Source organism: Candidatus Omnitrophota bacterium (assembly GCA_013791745.1).
Classification (GTDB): Bacteria; CG03; CG03; order CG03; family CG03; genus CG03.
In genome coordinates this window covers 1-19,173 of sequence record VMTH01000106.1, presented here as the reverse complement: position 1 = coordinate 19,173, position 19,173 = coordinate 1, and the positions used below count along the sequence as shown (strand labels likewise).

Genomic DNA, 19,173 nt, shown 5'->3' with positions numbered 1-19,173 from the left:
TGTACGGGGTGAAAGAGAAATATATAAATGTGGTTTATCTGAAAAGGAAGATCGAGGCGCTGGAAAACGCGTTAAGGCAGATCAAAAAAACAGATGGCGGAGGAAAGGCGGGGTTTTACTCCGATATGCTCAGGCAAAAATCGGAATTGAACGCGGCTCTCGTGGACAATGTTTACGCGCTCAACGCGCTGATATCGTCTGAATTTATCAAGGCGGAAGATATAGGCGGTGAAGCGTTTGTTGACGGTAATCTCTCCGGTGACGAGCCAACGAAGTTCATCCTTCTGGCCGGTCAGAACCGACCGGAACTGAAGAGCCTCAGGGAAAAGGAATCGGTGGATTTTCTTTCTTTGGGGCTCGAGCAGTCGGTCAAATTCCCCAATGTGGATCTTTTCTCCACTTATGATTATCTCCATGCCGTCGGCGATGAGTGGGCGAGCAATTTTCAGGTGGGGATCAGTATGTCTTTACCTCTTTATGACGGCGGCGCCCGCTGGCTGCGTTTTGAGGAAAAGAAAGCGCTTCTGCGCAAAACCAAAGTCAATATCTCCCATGCGGAAGAGGCTATAAGGCGCGAAGTTGAAAAGGCCTGCCGCGGATATTCCCTCGCGGGGGAATATCTTAAAGAGGCGCAGGCGGAAAAAAAGAATTTTCGTATGCCTGGGAAGATCAGCCCGGAGGATATTGTGACCTGGGCGCGGATAACAGAGAATGAACTGGACGCCGGAATGAAGTTTGACCTCGCGGGCGCTTATCTTGAATACGCCGCGGGGCTTTTGATTTCCAAATACTGAATGCCTCGCCGATTTTTATTTATAGTGTTATTTTTTGCCGCCCTCGGGCATTCTTTTAACACGGAAGACCATTTGCGGATACTCGCGTCAAGCCGCTGGCAGGATCAGCGCGCCAAAGTGGCCCTCGTCCTTTCCGGCGGCGCCGCCCGCGGCCTTGCGCATGTCGGGGTGTTGAAGTCATGGCAGGAGAAAAAACTGCCGCTGGATCTTATTGTCGGCACCTCTGTGGGCGCGATCGTGGGGGCGCTTTACGCCTCGGGCATGGACGGCGCGGAAATTGACAGGATCATCGCAGGGCTGAACTGGAACGAGCTCATAGAGTTCAGGGTGACGCCGGCCAGGATCCTTAATCTCAATAGCATCATATCAAGCGAAAAAATGGGAGACTGGATGTTTTCTCATATGGGGGATAAGAAATTCAGCGATCTTAAGATCCCGTTTTTGTGCGTGGCCTGTGACATCAGAACGGGTGAGAAAATCGTGTTCCGCGACGGCGATCTTATCCCGGCGGTGCGGGCTTCTTCATGCATCCCCGGGATCTTTGAGCCCGTGGAGTACAGGCACCGCGTGCTTGTGGACGGCGGCGTGGTGGATAATGTGCCGACGGATCTGGCCTTAGCCGAGGGCGCTGATATGATAGTGGCCTCGTGGACGGGTGGGTCCCGCTGGCTTTCCGATTCGAGGAGTATAATCGCCGTCCTCACGCAGGTGATATCTGTCTCCGGTACCGTGCTCTCGCGGCGTCAGCTTGAGAAAGCGGATGTGGTGATAGAACCTGACTTGAGGGATGTTTCCCCGCTGGATTTGGACAAATTCGCGCAGACGTCGGAAGCGGGTTATGACGCGACCGTTAAGAAAGCCGGTGAAATAGAGAAAATGTTTCTGCAAAAAACTCTTGAAAAAATAAAGGCGGCGCCGGACAAATGAGAAAATTCGGCGCTTTAACCGTTCTGTCCGCGCTTGTGTTCATCTCTTCCTGCGCGGGTGTGAGGATTGGAAGGCCGTCGCCTCTTGAAATAGCGGCCTCTTTTGAGGCCGCGGGGAATCCGGACGAAGCCGTGAAGACGCTGAAGAACGCTTCTCAGGATGCTTCCTATAAGAGCGCGGTAAAACGCGAAATACTTACGGCTCTGGCGGAACTTTACGCGAATCAAAAAGACAATCTGAACGCGATAAAGACGCTCAGGGAAGCCGCCCAGACCGGCGACGGAGATCCTTTTATCGGCCTTCGCCTGGGTGAGATGCTGCTGCGGGAAGGGCTTATCGCCGAGGCTATTGCGGAATTCACCGCTCTTGAGAACAGGGGCGTTAAGACGCCGTCGCTGCTGCTGGGCCTGGGCGAGGCCTATTACAGGAATGGCCGCATACTCAAGGCGACGGTGTATCTGGAGCAGTATCTTAAAATTTATCCTGACGACAAAAAAGCGATGATGATGCTCTATGAATCCCACGAAGCCATGGGGAATTATCCCGCCGCGCGCAATGCCCTGTCGGGATGCGCTGCTGTTCTGAGCGCGAAAGACTTCGCCGTAAAAATGGCCATGAACTGGATGAGAGACGGCAATCCCGACGAGGCCGTTGAAGAGCTCGAAAAAATAAAGGCAGATTTTCCCGAAAGTAATTTTTATCTGGCCCTGGCCTGTTATCAGAAGGGCGATCTGGACAAAGCCCTGCATTTCTTCGCACAGGCGCCGGACTCTCTCGCTGATGAGGCTTCTTTTTTCCGCGCGCTCGTTCTTTTTGAGCTTGGCAGGAAAGCCGAGGCGAATCCGATATTCAAAAAGCTTGCACTCAAGGAGAATTATTCCCGGTATTGCGCGGTCTTTGTAAAATAAAGGCTCCGCGAACATACAGCCATGCCGCAATCTCAAACATCAGGCGCTCCGGCAAATAGAAATTTCCTCCCGTCTTTTGCCGTTTATTATATCGCGGGTTTTGCCGGCATCTGCGCCGTTGATATGCTCACCGCCGCGCTTCCCGTGCATCTTAAGGCGGTGTTCGGAAACGCTTTTGACGTGGGGCTCATCTACGGGATTTTTCCCGTCTTATCGGTTATAATAAGGTTTCAGATATCCGAGTTCGCGTTCCGGACCGGTTTGAAAAAAGCTCTTTTCACGGGTTTGCTTGTCATGGCGCTGTCGCAGGGCGCTTATGTCTTCGCCGGGGACAGCCGTGTTCTGTGGCTGGCGCTGAGGATGATCTTCGGCGCGGGGATATGCGTTTATTTCATAGCGCTGCTGGAAGCTGTCAACAATGAGATAGCGTCTAAAGCGCATTCACTCTACTACGGCATATTTTCCACGCTTTTTGTGGCCTCCATGCTATTTGCTCCTGCGCTCGGCGCAAGGATCTTGTCGCGTTTCGGTTTTAACACGCTCATTTTTTTCACGGGGATTTTTTTCGCCTGCGCCGCCATCGCCGTAATTTTTGTAAAAGACAGCCGCTCGGCGCGTCCGGGTTTTAACAGAAGGAATTTCTACAGGCTCATGCTCAAAAAACATTCTCATTTCGGAGTGCTTTTCATGACCATTTTTACATACGCGTCAGTCGTCGTTTTCCTGCCGCTTCTTGGCGAGGCGAAGAATTTTGAGAATTTTGCTTTCGCGTTCACTTTTCTGTCAATATCAACAATAATCGTCAGGTTTTCTTCAGCTAAACTTTTCGCCGCCTATCCTGTTCACAAATTTATATTGGCGGGCACATTGATCATATCGGCGGCCATAGCGCTTTTCGCTTTTTCCTCCACCATCGCGGTCTTTTTCGCCGCGGCGGCGCTGTTCGGCATAGGCTGGGCTTTTTTTGAATCAAATTATATGCCGTCGCTTCTGGCGGGCGGCGAGGGAAAGAGCGAGCTCATATCAGTTTACAGCCTTTTCTTTGACATGGCTTGGTTCGTCGGTCCGCTGCTGAGCGGCGCGGCTGCCGAAAGATACGGCGTTCTGCGCCTTTATCAGGCGCTTCCTCTCGTGTGCCTTGTGGGCATGATCTATTTTTTCAGATTCAACGGCGCAACGCGCGCTGTCTCAAAGTCGGCCTGAATTTTCCTATATCGATCTAAAGCGATTTTCCGGCGGTATTGTGTTGTTCTTGCTTCTTCCCGGATAAAGTTGTAGTATTAACCTGACCTTCGGGGTGGAGTGAACTGCCGGCAGGCAGGGATTCTCGACCGGCGGTGAAAGCCCGCGACCCGTGAGCGTGGGGAAAATTAAGGACGTCCCTTTTTCCTCTTTTTCCTTGTTCACGGCCGAACCGGTGGAATTCCGGCGCCGACGGTAAAGTCCGGATGATAGAAGGTTGCAAGGCCCCGAAAGTTATCGGGGCTTTTTTTATGGATAAAGACAAAATTATGAAACGCGCGCTGGCTCTGGCCGCGCGTGCCGCGGGAAGGGTCTCTCCCAATCCCATGGTGGGAGCCGTTATTTTCAAGGGCTCAAAAATAATATCGGAGGGCTATCATCATTATTTCGGCGGTGATCATGCCGAGATAGATGCTCTCAAAAAAGCAGGCAAAAAAGCCGGGGGCGCTTCAATGGCCGTCAATCTTGAACCTTGTTCGCACAGCGGCAAGACACCGCCATGCGTTGAGAGCATAGCCGGATACGGCATTAAGGAAGTGTTCGCCGGTATGCGCGATCCCAATCCTCTTGTCGCCGGTAAGGGCTTTGCTTATCTTAGGCGGCACGGTATAAAGGTCAAATCCGGCATTGCAAAGGATGACTGCGCCTTTCTTAACAGGGCCTTTGTTTCTGTCCATAGCCGGAAAAGGCCCTGGATAGTTCTCAAGGAAGGGCTTTCTCTGGATGGCCGTATAGCCTCTTATACGGGCAATTCAAAGTGGATAACAAATCCTAAAGCGAGGCTTTTCGCGCATAGATTGAGATATGAGAGCGATATGGTCATGGCCGGCGCCGGCACTTTCAGAAAGGACAGCCCGTCGCTCCTGCCATACCTTATAAGGGCGAAACGGCACCCTCTGGGCTTCCCTGCGCGCTGTGTTGTGACCAAATCCGGATTGTTCAAGACCTGTGGAAAACTTGTTGACAGCGAATCCCCTTTTTTCATTGCCCATATGGCTGTCAAGAGCCCGGCTAAGGCCGAAAGTTCAAAATCGGGATACGAGCGGATTTATTCTAAAAATCTTAATAATTTGGTTGAGCTATTTGCTGAAAAAGGTTATAATCAGATACTAATTGAAGGTGGAGGGGGACTGGCGGGTTCTTTGTTCGATGCCGGCCTGATTGATGAGATATACTTTATTTACGCTCCCATTGTTATAGGCGGCAAAAACGCAGTGGCCGCGGTTGCCGGAAAGGGTCAGGGGCTTGTTAAGAACGCTATTGAGTTCAGCGAAAACCGCATATTCGCTCTGGATGACAATTTTGTCTTTCACGGAATCAGGCCAGGCGGCATTTTTAGAAAAAGAAAAAGGGTACGACCTGCATTTTTTCAGAATATTAAGGACGTCCCCTTTTTTGGGGAAAAATGTTTACGGGCATAATAACGCAAACGGGCCGGGTGCGGGAAAGGTCCGCCGTTTCCATAGGCATTGAGATGGACACATCGCGCATAAAAACGGGGGACAGCGTGGCCGTCAACGGCGTCTGCCTCACGGCCTCGGGTGTAAAAAAAGACAGGGCTTTTTTTGATGTTTCGGCCAGAACTTTTCAGCTCACAAATCTTTCTTCGGCTAAGATGGTTAATATAGAGCTGCCGCTGAAAGCTTCGGATTATATTTCGGGGCATTTTGTGACGGGGCATGTCGACGGAACGGTGAGACTGGTAAAAATAGAAGAAGCGGGAAATTTCAAAAAGCTTCATTTTGCCTTTGAAAAAGCTTTTGCGCCCTTCATAGCTCTGCGGGGCTCGGTCGCGCTTGACGGGATAAGTCTCACGGTTGAGGGCCTGTCCGGGGCCGTTTTCAGCGTCAATGTGATACCCGAAACGATAAAGAGGACAAATCTTCCGTCAATAAAATCCGGCGACGAGGTCAATTTTGAGGCTGACACCCTGGCCAGATATGTCGTGAACAACATGAATAAGCCCGGAGAGGGCATAACAAAGGAGAAACTGGAAAAATGGCTGTGAAATTTTCAAAAATAGATGACGCTGTAAAAGATTTCCGCGGGGGAAAGATGATCATAATTGTTGACGACGCCTCGCGGGAGAACGAGGGGGATCTGGTCTGCGCATCCTCAAAGATCAGCCCGGCTAAGATAAATTTTATGGCCACTCACGGCCGCGGCCTTATATGCGCGGCTATGACGGAGAAAGCGCTCTCGCGGCTGAATCTCAATATCCTTTCGCGCAGTTTCAACGCCTCAAATCCCAGAGAGGCCGCTTTCACACTTTCCTGCGACGCTGCGAAGGGTGTCAGCACCGGGATCAGCGCCGCGGACAGGGCTAAGACCGTGAAGGCTCTTGTTTCGCCGTCTTCAAAACCCTCGGATATCGTCTCACCCGGTCATATTTTCCCCATACAGGCCCAGAAGGGCGGCACGCTCGTCCGGGCGGGCCACACGGAGGCCGCCGTGGATATGGCGCGCATGGCGGGCCTCGCGCCGTCGGGGGTGATATGCGAGATAATGAATGACGACGGCAGCATGGCGCGGCTACCTGATCTGGTGAAATTCAGCGCCCGCCACGGACTTCGCCTGATAAGCCTGGCCCAGATAATAGAGAAGCGCAGGCAGACGGAAAAACTCGTGGAGCGGGTTTCGGAAGCGTCGCTTCCGACGAGATTCGGCGATTTTACCGTTGTTTCATACAGGAGCAAGATATCGCAGGAGGACTTTGAGAGCCGCACGCATGTGGCTCTTGTCAAAGGAGCGGTGCGAGGAAAAAAGAAGGTGCTGGTCAGGGTGCATTCGCAGTGCCTGACAGGGGATGTCTTTCACTCGCTCCGGTGCGACTGCGGCAGTCAGCTCGACGGGGCGATGAAGAAAATAGAAAAAGAGGGACTCGGCGTCCTGCTTTATATGAGGCAGGAGGGCCGCGGCATAGGCCTTGAAAACAAGATAAAGGCATACGCTCTGCAGGACGGAGGCATGGATACCGTTGAGGCAAACGAGGCGCTCGGTTTTGACGCGGATCTGCGGGACTACGGGATAGGCGCTCAGATCCTCGCGGATCTCGGCTTGACTTCCATCAGGCTCATGACCAACAACCCCCTGAAGGTGAAGGGCCTGGCGGGTTTCGGCCTGCGGGTCGTGGAGAGAGTGCCTATCAGCATCAAGCTCGGCACTTCCCACTGCCGTCATTATCTGAAGACGAAGAAAGAAAAGCTGGGGCATCTACTGTGAGTGGGGTGAGTGGGTGGGGTCAGGTCTTGACATTAGACATATTAGAGTGGAGGAAAAAGGATATGCTCCCTTTTTGTCTTGATGGTAAAGGACAAGGGCGGGCGCTGGGAAGTAGTGATGAAGAAAAATATTTAAGTCGAAGATACCAAATATGCGCATGGATTCAGTTGAGCGCGAAAAGACTGCAGGCTGTAACAGGATCCTTAGAAGTAGAAGGGGGTTTTTGAAATATGGAAAGAAAAATTAGAAATAAAATTGCTCAGTATGCGGCGCCTTTGATAACGGCAGTTGTAACCAGTTCCGCGATAACGGTAATGGTTCTAATGATAATAGTTCCAAAAGCAGAGAGCGTAATTTGTTCATCAAGTACTTTAATGATTGTAAAGTTTCTGAATTGGATGGAGGAACATGTCACAATTTTTTTTATTTTCTTTGGCATTTTACTTGTTTTAGCGTGGCTGCCATATTGGCTCTCTACGGTAAAAGATAAACAAGAGTATTCGCCTGAAGAAAAAAAAGCATTGAATATCAGAGTTGTTATTTCCGCGCTGGTTATAGCATTAATAGCAAGAATAACATTCTATTTTGTGCCGGTGAATATAATAATACCGACACACTGGATGGATTTTGCGGCAACTTTAGGTTTTGGAGAATTTACAAGGGGAAGTATTTGTATAATATTTTTCGGCTCAGTGTTTTCTTTTTCTATATGGATGACACTTTTGATTTTGATAGGGGCAGTTATAGTAGAATCTGATTATAGGCCAAAGATTACAATTTGGCTTTTGATTGTCTTGTTTATTTTTACAGCGCATTTCAGTTTTAACAAAAGTTTGATGAATAATATGGATTTTCTGAAAACAATGGCTGAGGCAACGGGCGTCGAAGGCGAAAAAATTGAATCAAAAACTATGCTTCTTCTTGACGGGACAAAAACGGGGAAAAGTAAAATAGTGGAATTGCAGGTCAAGGCATCATCACCAGTATCCTTACACAGGAAGTCAGACAGCAGATTAGCTATATCGGAAGACCAGCTTTTGAAAATAGAGGAGTCGTTGAGAGCTAAAAAATATTCGTGGTATAAAGAAAGTGGCGGGTATGATATAGCAAAAGGCTGGTTTCTTAACTGGGATATTGAAAAAGGCGAAGCCGCTCTTCGTCGGTTAGCGGCCTCGGGAGATATGCTGGGGCAGGCAATTTGGTTACTGCGGTTGAGAAAAACGGCCCAGCTTTCGGATGCAAACTTTGGAATTGTAAGAAATTGGATAGATACGGGGTATTTTTTTGGCTCGAAAATCAAATATTCAGTTTACCAAGCGGCGAGGCGGTTCGGCGAAAAGGAAATAATGAACAAATTTGAGGGAGAACTGCAGAGTAAAAATAGGGATGAAATTCCCAAATTGCCTAAAATTATAAATGGCGAAATATCAGGCAGGATAAAACTCAAAAATCTTCCGCGGGATTGCAAAGTGGGGCTCTTTTATATTGAGCCCTGTAAATCAAGACGCCGTGATGCGGGTATTACAGACTTGTTTAATCAACATGCTTCCGCTTGCAATTTGGTAAAAGCGTACAATTCGCGGGAAGGAAATGAATTTAAATTTGACAATTTAATCGCGGGCAAATATCTGCTTGCTCTTGCATGGAATGGTGATATTTCAGAGAGCATAGCGAATATAAAAATTACCGGCGGCGGAATAATGGAGCTGTCGGATAAAAATCCGCGCAGAAAATTTGATGTAGTGATTACGTTGCCCAAAACAGAAATAATCAATAATAAAAGTTCGGCAGCGCCAGCGGAAAATTGATTGAGTGTTGGAATTACGGTGATTTTGTATTACAATCTGTTTTTGAGGAGGAATAAATGAGAGAAGTGACAGGCAATTTTAAGGGTGATGGAAAAAGAGTGGGGATATGCGTGGCCCGCTTCAATGAATTCATAACGGGCAGGCTTCTGGCCGGAGCGCGGGATGAGCTCATACGCCACGGCGTGCGCGACGAGGATATTGACTGCGTCTGGGTGCCGGGCTCTTTTGAGATAGGCACCGTCGCAAAGGCCATGACGAACAAGGGTTACGACGGTATTATATGTCTCGGGGCGCTGATAAAAGGCGACACGCCGCATTTTGATTATATTTCGGCAGCCTCGCCAAGAGCATAAGCGAGATGGGGACAAAAAGCGGCATGCCGGTCATATACGGTATCGTCACGGCGGAAACGCTCGAGCAGGCCATAGAAAGGGCCGGAGCGAAAGCGGGCAACCGCGGAGCCTCGGCGGCCGTGGCCTGTCTTGAGATGATGGATCTGATGACGAAAATATGACGAGAAGGCAGGCAAGAAAAAGAGTCCTGGACTGCCTTTATGAGGCTTCTATGGGCAAGGATATGGATGATTTTCTCGTCCAATACGAAGATGACAAGCAGTACGGATTCATCAGAAACTTTGTGGACATCGTTAAGAAAAACACGGAATTCTGCGACGATATCATATCGCGTTATTCCAAGAACTGGGAACTGAGCAGGATAGGGCAGGTTGATAAACTGATACTGCGCATGGGGATCAGTGAGATAAAAGCGATGAAGATAGACAAGCGCATCGCCATTAACGAGGCGGTGGAGCTGGCCAAGACCTATTCGACGGAGAAATCGCCCGCTTTTATAAACGGCATACTGAATAGGGCGGCCGAAGACGGAGATAACACGGGAGGGAACGGAAAATGAGCGGTTTTTTAAAAAAGATATTCGGCGGTTTCAGCGCGTCCAGGATAGAAAAAACTTTTGATAACGAAACGGATTCAACGCAGTCATCAAGATGCAAATTCTGCGGTCAGACAATAGTGTGGAAGGATCTCAAGAACGGCAGGAGATGGCCTTTCAACACCCGTAAGGTGAATTGCGCCGACGACGAAGGCAATATTTTTCTAGCATGGGTGCCGCATTTCCAGACATGCAGAAAATGGCGACACAAAAGAAAAACAAGCTGAAAGCGTCCGCCGCGGAAAGGATCAATTTTCTTAAGGCTGAGATACGCCGTCACAACAGACTCTATTATACTGAAAACAGCCCTGAGATATCTGACGGCGAATATGACGCATTATACTCCGAGCTGAAAAAACTTGAGGAAGAAAATCCCTCTCTTGTAAGCTCCGATTCGCCGACCCGGAAGGTCGGGGGAGGGCCTCTTCCGTCTTTCAGATCCATAGTGCACAAAACGCCCATGCTGTCGCTGGAAAACACCTACAGCGGTGACGATATAAAAACATGGATAGAGAGAAACAGGCGCCTTGTATCCGGAACGCGCGTGACTTTCGTTGTGGAACCTAAAATAGACGGCATCGGTATTTCTCTCACTTATGAAAAGGGAAAACTCGCCCTCGCCGCCACGCGGGGTGACGGGGTGAAAGGAGAAGATGTCACAGATAATGTGAAAACGCTGAAATCCGTGCCTCTCGTGCTCTCGGGGAATTTTCCGGAATATCTTGAGGTCAGGGGCGAGGTGTATATGAGCAGGGGCGCTTTCAGCGCGCTCAACGCCGAGCGCGCGCGCTCGGGAGAGGCTCTGTTTGCCAACCCCCGCAACGCCGCCGCGGGGACGATGAAGCTACTGGATCCTTCCAGGGCCGCGAAAAGAAAACTTGACTGTTTCCTCTATCAGGCGGGCGTCATCGAGCCGCCGACGAAAATAAAGACGCACAGCGAGATGCTGGAATATTTCAAAACTCTGGGCATGAGGGTGAACCCCAATATCAGGCAATTTGATTCCGTCGACGGGATGCTGGAATTTTTTGAGGAATTCAATCTCAAGAGGCAGTCGCTGGATTATGACGCAGACGGAATGGTGATAAAAATAAACGAGATGGAGCTTTACGGCGTTCTGGGCCACACGCTCAAAGCGCCCCGCTGGGCCTGCGCCTATAAATTCCCGGCGCAGCAGGCCAGTTCCGTCCTTGAATCCGTGGATATGCAGGTGGGGCGAACGGGTGTTGTCACGCCCGTGGCGAATCTCAAGGCCGTGAAGCTGGGCGGCGTTGTCATCAAAAGAGCCACGCTCCATAATTTTGATGAGGTCCGTCGGCTGGGCCTGAAAGTAGGCGACAGCGTCTGGATAGAGCGCAGAGGCGATGTTATACCTAAGGTGACGGGCGTCATCGTTTCAAAACGCGTGGGTAATGAAAAAGATATAATAGAGCCGGATGTTTGCCCGGCCTGCGGCAGTCCGCTGTACAAAGACGAGGAAAATGTGCGCATTGTGTGCACGAATTCCTTCTGTCCCGCCCAGCTTGAAAGGGGTATCGCCCATTTCGCCTCGCGCAAGGCGATGGACATAGATGGCCTTGGCGAAAAAGTTGTGAAGAGCCTCCTTGAAAATTCCATGATAAAAGACGTTTCCGATATTTACGCTCTCGGTAAAAAAGAGCTTTTGGAGCTCCCGCTTTTTAAGGAAAAAAAAGCCGCCGCGCTCCTTGAGGGAATAGAGAAGAGCCGTCACCGGCCGCTGTCAAAGTTTCTTTTCGCCATGGGAATACCTTTCGCGGGAGAGAAGGTCTGCCGTGTTGTTTCCCGCCATTTCGGCTCGCTGGAAAAAATAATGGACGCTCCCGAGAGCGCGTTTGAGGAAATAGAGGGCCTCGGCGATGTGCGGGCGAAAGCCATAGCGGGCTATCTCGCTCTGCCGGGAACAAAAGCAATACTCGTAAAAATGAAGAAGAGAGGCGTGCTGCCCGCGCCTGATTCCGCGCCTGTTTCGGATAAACTCGCGGGGAAAACATTTGTTTTCACGGGGAAAATACCCATGCCCAGGGAAAAAGCGCAGGAGATCGTCATGTCGCTGGGTGGGAAGGCCTCAGGAACGGTGAGCGAAAAAACGGATTTCGTCGTGGCGGGAGAAAAGTCCGGAGAGAAGTATAAGAAAGCGCTGAAGCTGGGAGTAGCGGTCATAGATTTTGAGGAATTCATGGAAATGACAAAGGAGAAAACAAAATGAACGAGATCCTGAATAAGGTTTTTTTGATGAACACGGTGAGGGCTTACATTATCTGCGCCGCGACTCTCGCCGCTGGCATTATAGCGCTTCGCGTGCTAAGGGCTCTGGTTGCCGGACGCCTCAAAAAGCTGAGTGAAAGATCCACTGTGCCGACGGACAAGATGCGGCTGCAATCACTCGCCGACAGGATCTTCCTGCTGCTCTACACGGGTGTTTTTTATTTCAGCTTGGGAATTCTTCAATTGTCGCCTTCCATCGAGAGGCTTATAGCCACGGCGGCGACGGCAATACTGACGGTGTTCGCGGTGAAGGTTATAATCTCCGCCATAGCTTTTTTGATTGATATGTTCTGGATCGCCCGCGACGAGCATGTGCACAAGGAAGGCCTTGGCGGGATAATGACGACGATCAATATCATCGTCTGGGGTTCCGCGGTCTTATTCTTCCTTGATAACATAGGCATCAAAATATCCGCGGTTATAGCGGGACTGGGCATAGGCGGTATAGCGATCGCTCTGGCGGCTCAGGCGCTGCTGGGCGATCTCTTCAGCTATTTCTCGATTTTCTTTGACAGGCCTTTTGAGGTCGGGGACTTCATCATCGTCGGTGAATTCATGGGAACGGTTGAATACATAGGCATGAAAACCACCCGCATCCGTTCGCTCGGCGGGGAGCAGATGATATTCTCAAACAGCGATCTCACCAATTCAAGGGTGAAGAATTACAAGAGAATGGAGCAGAGGCGCGTCGTGTTCAAGATAGGCGTGACATATCAGACCCCCGTCGAAAAACTTAAAATAATCCCGGATATAATAAAAAAAGCCGTTGAGGACGCCGGCAACACCGTGTTCGACCGTTCTCATTTTCTGTCTTTCGGGAATTTCAGCCTTGATTTTGAGAGCGTTTATTATGTCAAGAGCGGCGATTACAATCAGTACATGGACGCTCAGCAGAAGATAAATCTCGCCCTGAAGAAAGAGTTTGAGGACCGCATGATAGATTTCGCCTATCCGACGCAGCTTGTGTATCTCAGTAAAGAGACGTGAGAGAGGGCGCGATAAAAAGCTGTAGAGTGGAGCAGAAAAAGCAGGCCGTCCCCTTTGTCCAATAAGTAACGAAATGTTTCATCCGCCGGCGCGGAGTCAACCCCTGGCACCATTGCGGAGAAGGCGGTATTTTAATATAATCGCAAAATGAGAAACATACTCCCTGTTTACAAAAAGGTGCATATCACTGTCGCCAGGGCCCAGGGGAAATACATATGGGACATAAGCGGCAGAAAATATCTTGATTTTATATCAGGGATCTCTGTGAACGTTCTGGGGCACAGGCCGTCAGCCGTCGTGAAGGCCGTCAGAGAGCAGCTCGGAAAATACATGCATGTCTCAAATCTTTACACGGATATGAATCAGGAAAAATACGCCGATCTTCTCATCAAAAAAACTTTTCCGGGGAAGGTGTTTTTTTCCAATTCAGGCACCGAGGCGAATGAGCTGGCGATAAAATTCGTCAGAAAAGCGGGTGAGGGCAGAAATAAATTCAGGATCATATCTTTTTCAGGCTCATTCCACGGCCGCTCGATGTCAACTCTTTCGGCCACGGGCCAGAAAAAATTTCACGAAGGATTCAGGCCGCTTCTGACGGGTTTTGATTTCGCGAAATTCAATGATATCTCTTCCGTGGAAAAACTCATAAGCCCCCGGACTGCGGCGGTGCTGGTCGAGCCCGTGCAGGGCGAAGGCGGCATCTATCCGGCCGAGAGAACTTTTCTGCGGGATCTGAAAAAACTCTGCGTGAAACACAAGCTCTTCCTTATTTTTGACGAGATACAGACGGGTTTCGGCAGGACGGGAAGCCTTTTCGCGTTTCAGAAATACGGGGTGTCCCCGCACATACTGACTCTGGCGAAAGCCGCCGGCGGCGGACTGCCCCTGGGTGTGACGGTGCTCGGTGAGGGCCTTGAAAAACATTTTACATACGGCTCTCACGGTTCCACTTTCGGGGGGAATCCCCTCTCCGTGGCCGCCGGCCTGGCCACTCTCAGATCCATTGACGCTAAAATGCTGAAAAGGATCAATGCCCTCGGGAATTATTTTATGGCATCTTTATCAAAACTCTCCTCGCGTTTCCCCGTCATCCGCCAGATACGGGGAGAAGGGCTTATGATCGGTGTGGAATTCAAAAAACCAATAGCGGGCGGAGCGGTGGCGTATTCTTTTAAGAAAGGCATTCTCGTGAACGCCTGCAAGGAGAACATTCTGCGCTTTTTGCCGTCTTATGTGATAGACAGGAGTGATATAGATTTGGTTGTTAGTGAACTGGCCGGCTTTTTGGACGAAAAGCCCGACGGTGTCGGGAAATGATTTGTGTTGGTAACAGGAGGTTATAACAATGACTGAAACGATTTCTTTTTTCTACATTCCGCTCATCAGCGGGATTCTGGGTTTGATCACGGTGGCGGCGCTGGCGGCTCATGTCCTGAAAGCATCTCAGGGGAAATCCAAAATGATCGAGATCTCGAATCTCATTCATGACGGCGCGATGGCCTTTCTCTCGAGAGAGTACAGGCAGATCGGCGTTTTTGTCCTGATTGTGGCCGTGATAATGTTTTTCACGCTCAGCAGGCTGATGCCCATCGCCTTTATAAGCGGCGCGCTTTTTTCCATACTGGCGGGTTTCATAGGGATGTCCATAGCCACCCGCGCAAACGCCCGCACGGCGCAGGCAGCGTCGATCGGCCTGAACGAAGCTCTGAATGTGGCTTTTCCCGCGGGAATGGTCATGGGCCTTTCGGTGGCCAGCCTCGGACTGCTCGGCCTGACATTGATGTACATGTTCTTCATGTGGAAGCTGGGCCTCACCTCGCCTGATTTTATACTTAACCTCAACAGTGTCACCGGCATCGTCGTGGGTTTCAGCATGGGCGCCAGCTCAGTGGCTCTTTTCGCCAGGGTGGGCGGCGGCATTTACACAAAGGCCGCCGATGTCGGAGCGGATCTTGTGGGAAAGGTTGAGGCCGGAATACCGGAAGACGATCCCAGGAATCCCGCCGTCATAGCCGATAACGTGGGAGATAATGTGGGGGATGTGGCCGGAATGGGCGCAGATCTTTACGAATCCTATGTCGGGGCTATAATCTCCGCCTGCGTCATCGCGGCGGCTTCGGGAGATGTAAAAGGCATTTTTCTGCCTTTTCTTATAATCAGCTGGGGGCTTTTATCTTCCATAGACAGAAAATTCTTCGTGAAAACGAGCGCGAAGGTCAACGCTCAGGAGGCTCTGAGAAACGGCCTTCTATCGGCCTCAGTTTTTTTTGTTCTGGGGGCGCTTGCGATAACGGTGCTGTGGTATGACAACACCGCCATAGCCAAGTTCGGGCCTTTCGGCGCTATCGCGGCGGGCCTCATAGCCGGCCTTATCGTCGGTTATACGGCGGAATATTACACTTCGGGGAAACAGGTACAGAAAATTGCCGAGGCTTCAAAGTCGGGGCCGGCGATGAACATCCTGTCCGGCCTGACCTGCGGAATGTATTCAACGGGTTTTTCAATTCTTGCCATTGCGGCTGCGACGGTTGTCTCTTACAAATGCGCAGGCATATACGGTGTGGCGCTTTCCGCCATAGGCATGCTCTCAATAACAGGCATGACGGTCGCTGTTGACGCTTATGGGCCTATCGCCGACAACGCCGCCGGGATAGCCGAAATGGCCGATATGGGCCCTGAGGTGCGAAAACGCGCCGAAAACCTTGACGCTGTTGGAAACACGACCGCGGCCATAGGCAAAGGTTTCGCCATAGGTTCGGCGGCCCTTACGGCGCTGGCTCTTTTTACGGCATACGCTCAGAGCGCGGGTTTGGCAAAGGATGCCGCGGGTATGTCCATCATCAACATCCTTGACGCGAAAGTTGTGGGCGGCCTTTTTATCGGGGGTATGATCACTTTTATTTTCGCGGCGGCTACAACGGCGGCGGTTAACAAGTCCGCTACAAGCGTTGTTGACGAAGTGCGCAGGCAGTTCAGGGAAATACCGGGCCTCATGGAAGGGAAGGCTTTGCCGGATTCCGCAAGATGCGTGAGCATCACAACAGACGGCGCCCTGGCCCAGATGAGGGTGCCGGGAATAGCCGCTGTGCTCGTGCCGATTCTGGTCGGGGCACTGATGGGAACAGAAGCGCTCGGCGGGTTTCTGGCGGGTTCTCTTGTGACGGGCGTTCCGCTGGCCCTTTTCCTGGCCAATGCCGGAGGCGCGTGGGATAACGCGAAAAAATATGTTGAAGAGGGCAACCTCGGCGGCAAGGGCTCAGACGTTCACAAGGCCACGGTCATAGGAGACACAGTCGGTGATCCCTGCAAGGACACCTCCGGACCGTCCATAAACATATTGCTCAAGCTGATGTCCATCGTGTCGCTCGTTTTTCTTCCGGTGATCATCGCGCTGAACGAGCGTGTGCTTGATTTATTCTGAGGGATATTATATAAAAAGACTCAACGATATTTTGTGCAGAGAGCTTTCTTTTCCGCTTCGCGGCGGACTTAAGGCCAAAAAGGAGGTTTCGTGAATTACGAGACAATTTTTATTGTGCATCCTGACGCTACTCAGGAGCAGCAGGATGAGATCCTCAAAGAGGTGAAGGGCATCCTGTCAGAGAAGAAGACGGCGGTGCTTTCGGAACAGAACTGGGGCAAGAAAACTCTTGCTTACGAGATCAAAAAGAACAAAGAGGGCTTTTACTATTATGTGAAGTTTTCCTCGCTGGTGTCGGACATCCCCAACAAGCTCTCGCTGTTTTACAGGCGGAGCGAACCGGTTCTCAAGTTCCTGACACTGAGGCTTGACGATTGAACGGCGTTTAACGCGGGAGGTAGAAAATGGCTAATTTCAACAAAGTGATGATCATGGGTAATCTCACGAAGGATCCCGAGGAACGTTTTACGAAAAACGATCAGGCGGTGGTTCACTTCACTGTCGCCTGCAACAGAGTGTACCGCGACAAGGTTTCAGGAGAACAGAAGAAGCAGGTTTCCTTTGTTCCTGTGTCAGTTTGGGGCAGAGCGGCCGAGAATTGCAAGCAGTATCTGCAGAAAGGCAGCCCCGTTTTCGTAGAGGGCAGGCTTGTCAGCAGCAGCTGGGAGAGCCCTCAGGGAGAAAAAAAATTCAAGCTTGAAGTGACGGCGCAGTCCGTGCAGTTTCTGTCCAGCGGACCCAAGCGCGCCGGCGGAGAATCCTCCGCGGATCCTGATCCGGTGAACATACAGGATGAGCCCCCGGGCGGCCCGTCGGAAGACGAGGTGCCTTTTTAGGTAATAACAGGAGAAAAAAATGGAAAAAAAAACATTTAAAAAAAGATTTTCAAAAACGGTAAGGCCGAAACGAAAATGCAGATTTTGTAAAACAAGAATAGCGATAGATTACAAAAATGTGCGTATCCTGCAGAACTTTGTGGGTGACAGCGCCCGCATACTGCCTTCCGTTATCACCGGCACCTGCGCGCGTCATCAGAGAGAGCTGACCACGGCTATCAAAAGAGCCCGTCAGATAGCGCTACTGCCTTACACTGTCTGATATGGGGACAGTTTCCCCCCAACCGGCGCAGGGAGGCTCGCGAGGGCGTCCGGCGGCGTTTATGTCGCTGGCTCTGCTTGCGGCGGGGGGACTCATGAGCGTTTTTTATTTTCCGGCGGCGGTTCAGCTGGCCACGCTCAAAGCACAGGGCAGAAGAGCTGATTTTTTCCTGCTTCTGGCGCTCGCTATCGCCGTCGTGGCAGCAACAGCGAATCCCGCGGGCGGGCTGATTTTTGCCTGTGCCGCATCAGGCTGTATCGCGGCGGGCCTGCTCAAAAGGCCTGAGGATTATTTCAGAAAACTTTTCGCGGGTTTTTTTGCCGCGCTTGCTCTGCTTGTGGCGGGAGGATGGTTCTTTTCCTTCCTCGACACGGCAGAGATATTCCGCGCCATAAGCAAAATATTTTTGTTTTCCCTCGCCGGGAACGCGAAAGTGATGGCGGGGGCGCAGGCCTCCCAGCTGGCGGAAAAAGCTTTCAGGATTGTTCCCGCAATGGCGCTCATTATGCTAACTGCCGGTTATTTTTTAAACCTCGCCTTCATAGGTTTTATGACGGGAAAAAGAACATCCTTCGGCAGGGCGTCAAAAGCTATACCCGTGTCGGTTTACGCGCTGGCTCTGGCTTTGGCAATGGCGGCGGCCGGAAAATATTTTTTTGCCGCTTATTTGTCGGAAAATCTTCTGACAGTGTCGGTATTTTTGTTTTTTGTCTCGGGTTGCGGGATAATATGGTCAATGCTGATGCGCCTCGGGGCGGGACGGTTTCTGAGCGCCGTTATGACGGCGGCTTTTGTTTTTATATGGCCGGCCGCCGTGGGCCTCGGCGTGATGGGAAGATGGATTAAATTCAATAAGAAAGGGAGGAGATGATGAAAGTCATACTGACAAAAAATGTTGAGAATCTGGGGGATATAGGCGAGATCAAAACCGTTTCCGACGGTTACGCGAGAAATTATCTTCTGCCGGGGAATTTCGCTCTGAAAGCGACGAAGCATTCCGAGCAGCAGGTTGAAAAAATGAAAACGCGTTATATCGCCGAAAAAGGAAAGCTCCTCCAGAAGGCGCAAGAAATAGCCTCAGCGATAGCCAAAACCGAGATCAATATAGCGAAGAATGTGCACGAAGAGAAAAAACTTTTCGGTTCTCTGGGCGTTTCCGAGATAACCGAAGCTCTCGCAGCGAAAAAAATACACATTGACAGGAAATCGGTGATCATCAAAGAGCCCATAAAGGAAATAGGGATCTATGACGTGGAGATCAGGCTTCATCCGGAGGTGAGCGCTTCCGTCAAAGTCTGGGTGACGGCGGCCGAATAAATGGCAGCGAAAAAAAAGACGGATTTAAAGGACATAGCCGGTTCCGCGGAATTCAACGTCCCCCCCCATGACATAGAGGCGGAAAGAGCCGTTCTCGGGGCGCTGCTGATGGACAAGGATATCATCCACACCGTCAGCGCCGTCATAGGTTTCAAAGGCGATGTGTTTTACGACGACAGGCACCGCATAATATATGAGTCTCTCATAGAACTGCT

General features: G+C 50.8%; 20 protein-coding genes, 1 pseudogene and 1 riboswitch. All 21 genes and pseudogenes read left to right on the top strand.

Annotated features, from left to right (window positions below):
* The first annotated feature begins 8 nt into the window (after positions 1-8).
* A complete protein-coding gene (locus FP827_04840) occupies positions 9-794 on the top strand; it encodes a TolC family protein (protein MBA3052400.1) in 786 nt (261 codons plus the stop codon).
* A complete protein-coding gene (locus FP827_04835; GenBank protein MBA3052399.1) occupies positions 795-1,721 on the top strand; it encodes a patatin-like phospholipase family protein in 927 nt (308 codons plus the stop codon).
* On the top strand, positions 1,718-2,629 hold the full coding sequence (locus FP827_04830) for a tetratricopeptide repeat protein (GenBank protein MBA3052398.1): 912 nt from the start codon (positions 1,718-1,720) through the stop codon (positions 2,627-2,629). Before FP827_04835 ends, FP827_04830 begins: the two co-directional genes overlap by 4 nt.
* A 21-nt stretch (positions 2,630-2,650) precedes the next feature.
* Positions 2,651-3,832: an MFS transporter gene (locus FP827_04825; GenBank protein ID MBA3052397.1), complete on the top strand. Its 1,182-nt coding sequence runs from the start codon at positions 2,651-2,653 to the stop codon at positions 3,830-3,832.
* An 81-nt stretch (positions 3,833-3,913) separates the two neighbouring features.
* Positions 3,914-4,093, top strand: a riboswitch (FMN riboswitch).
* A 29-nt stretch (positions 4,094-4,122) separates the two neighbouring features.
* Positions 4,123-5,292 carry a bifunctional diaminohydroxyphosphoribosylaminopyrimidine deaminase/5-amino-6-(5-phosphoribosylamino)uracil reductase RibD gene (ribD, locus tag FP827_04820; GenBank protein MBA3052396.1) on the top strand — a complete coding sequence of 390 codons (1,170 nt, stop codon included), beginning with the start codon at positions 4,123-4,125 and terminating at the stop codon, positions 5,290-5,292.
* Complete coding sequence (locus tag FP827_04815) at positions 5,277-5,879, top strand: riboflavin synthase (GenBank protein MBA3052395.1); 603 nt, start codon at positions 5,277-5,279, stop codon at positions 5,877-5,879. Before ribD ends, FP827_04815 begins: the two co-directional genes overlap by 16 nt.
* Positions 5,870-7,093 (top strand): bifunctional 3,4-dihydroxy-2-butanone-4-phosphate synthase/GTP cyclohydrolase II, encoded by a 1,224-nt coding sequence (locus tag FP827_04810; protein ID MBA3052394.1) that lies wholly within the window; start codon positions 5,870-5,872, stop codon positions 7,091-7,093. The genes FP827_04815 and FP827_04810 overlap by 10 nt, the downstream gene beginning before the upstream one ends.
* 230 nt (positions 7,094-7,323) lie before the next feature.
* Positions 7,324-8,901 (top strand): hypothetical protein, encoded by a 1,578-nt coding sequence (locus FP827_04805; protein MBA3052393.1) that lies wholly within the window; start codon positions 7,324-7,326, stop codon positions 8,899-8,901.
* Positions 8,902-8,957: 56 nt separating this feature from the next.
* Positions 8,958-9,415, top strand: a pseudogene (locus FP827_04800) (6,7-dimethyl-8-ribityllumazine synthase).
* Positions 9,412-9,813, top strand: a complete 402-nt coding sequence (nusB, locus tag FP827_04795; GenBank protein ID MBA3052392.1) for a transcription antitermination factor NusB — start codon at positions 9,412-9,414, stop codon at positions 9,811-9,813. The pseudogene FP827_04800 and the gene nusB overlap by 4 nt, the downstream one beginning before the upstream one ends.
* Positions 9,810-10,076, top strand: coding sequence for a hypothetical protein (locus FP827_04790; protein ID MBA3052391.1), 267 nt, complete (start codon positions 9,810-9,812; stop codon positions 10,074-10,076). Before nusB ends, FP827_04790 begins: the two co-directional genes overlap by 4 nt.
* On the top strand, positions 10,019-12,076 hold the full coding sequence (gene ligA, locus FP827_04785) for an NAD-dependent DNA ligase LigA (protein ID MBA3052390.1): 2,058 nt from the start codon (positions 10,019-10,021) through the stop codon (positions 12,074-12,076). Before FP827_04790 ends, ligA begins: the two co-directional genes overlap by 58 nt.
* Positions 12,073-13,122 carry a mechanosensitive ion channel family protein gene (locus FP827_04780; GenBank protein ID MBA3052389.1) on the top strand — a complete coding sequence of 350 codons (1,050 nt, stop codon included), beginning with the start codon at positions 12,073-12,075 and terminating at the stop codon, positions 13,120-13,122. Before ligA ends, FP827_04780 begins: the two co-directional genes overlap by 4 nt.
* A 147-nt stretch (positions 13,123-13,269) precedes the next feature.
* Positions 13,270-14,439, top strand: a complete 1,170-nt coding sequence (locus FP827_04775) for an acetylornithine/succinylornithine family transaminase (GenBank protein MBA3052388.1) — start codon at positions 13,270-13,272, stop codon at positions 14,437-14,439.
* A gap of 28 nt (positions 14,440-14,467) precedes the next feature.
* Positions 14,468-16,543, top strand: coding sequence for a sodium-translocating pyrophosphatase (locus tag FP827_04770; GenBank protein MBA3052387.1), 2,076 nt, complete (start codon positions 14,468-14,470; stop codon positions 16,541-16,543).
* Positions 16,544-16,633: 90 nt separating this feature from the next.
* Positions 16,634-16,921: a 30S ribosomal protein S6 gene (gene rpsF / locus FP827_04765; protein ID MBA3052386.1), complete on the top strand. Its 288-nt coding sequence runs from the start codon at positions 16,634-16,636 to the stop codon at positions 16,919-16,921.
* 26 nt (positions 16,922-16,947) lie between these two features.
* Positions 16,948-17,379, top strand: a complete 432-nt coding sequence (locus tag FP827_04760; protein ID MBA3052385.1) for a single-stranded DNA-binding protein — start codon at positions 16,948-16,950, stop codon at positions 17,377-17,379.
* A gap of 19 nt (positions 17,380-17,398) precedes the next feature.
* A complete protein-coding gene (gene rpsR, locus FP827_04755) occupies positions 17,399-17,641 on the top strand; it encodes a 30S ribosomal protein S18 (protein ID MBA3052384.1) in 243 nt (80 codons plus the stop codon).
* A gap of 61 nt (positions 17,642-17,702) precedes the next feature.
* A complete protein-coding gene (locus FP827_04750) occupies positions 17,703-18,512 on the top strand; it encodes a hypothetical protein (GenBank protein ID MBA3052383.1) in 810 nt (269 codons plus the stop codon).
* Complete coding sequence (locus FP827_04745; protein MBA3052382.1) at positions 18,512-18,958, top strand: 50S ribosomal protein L9; 447 nt, start codon at positions 18,512-18,514, stop codon at positions 18,956-18,958. Before FP827_04750 ends, FP827_04745 begins: the two co-directional genes overlap by 1 nt.
* Positions 18,959-19,173 (top strand): hypothetical protein (locus tag FP827_04740; GenBank protein ID MBA3052381.1); only part of this gene is annotated, 215 nt, incomplete at its 3' end.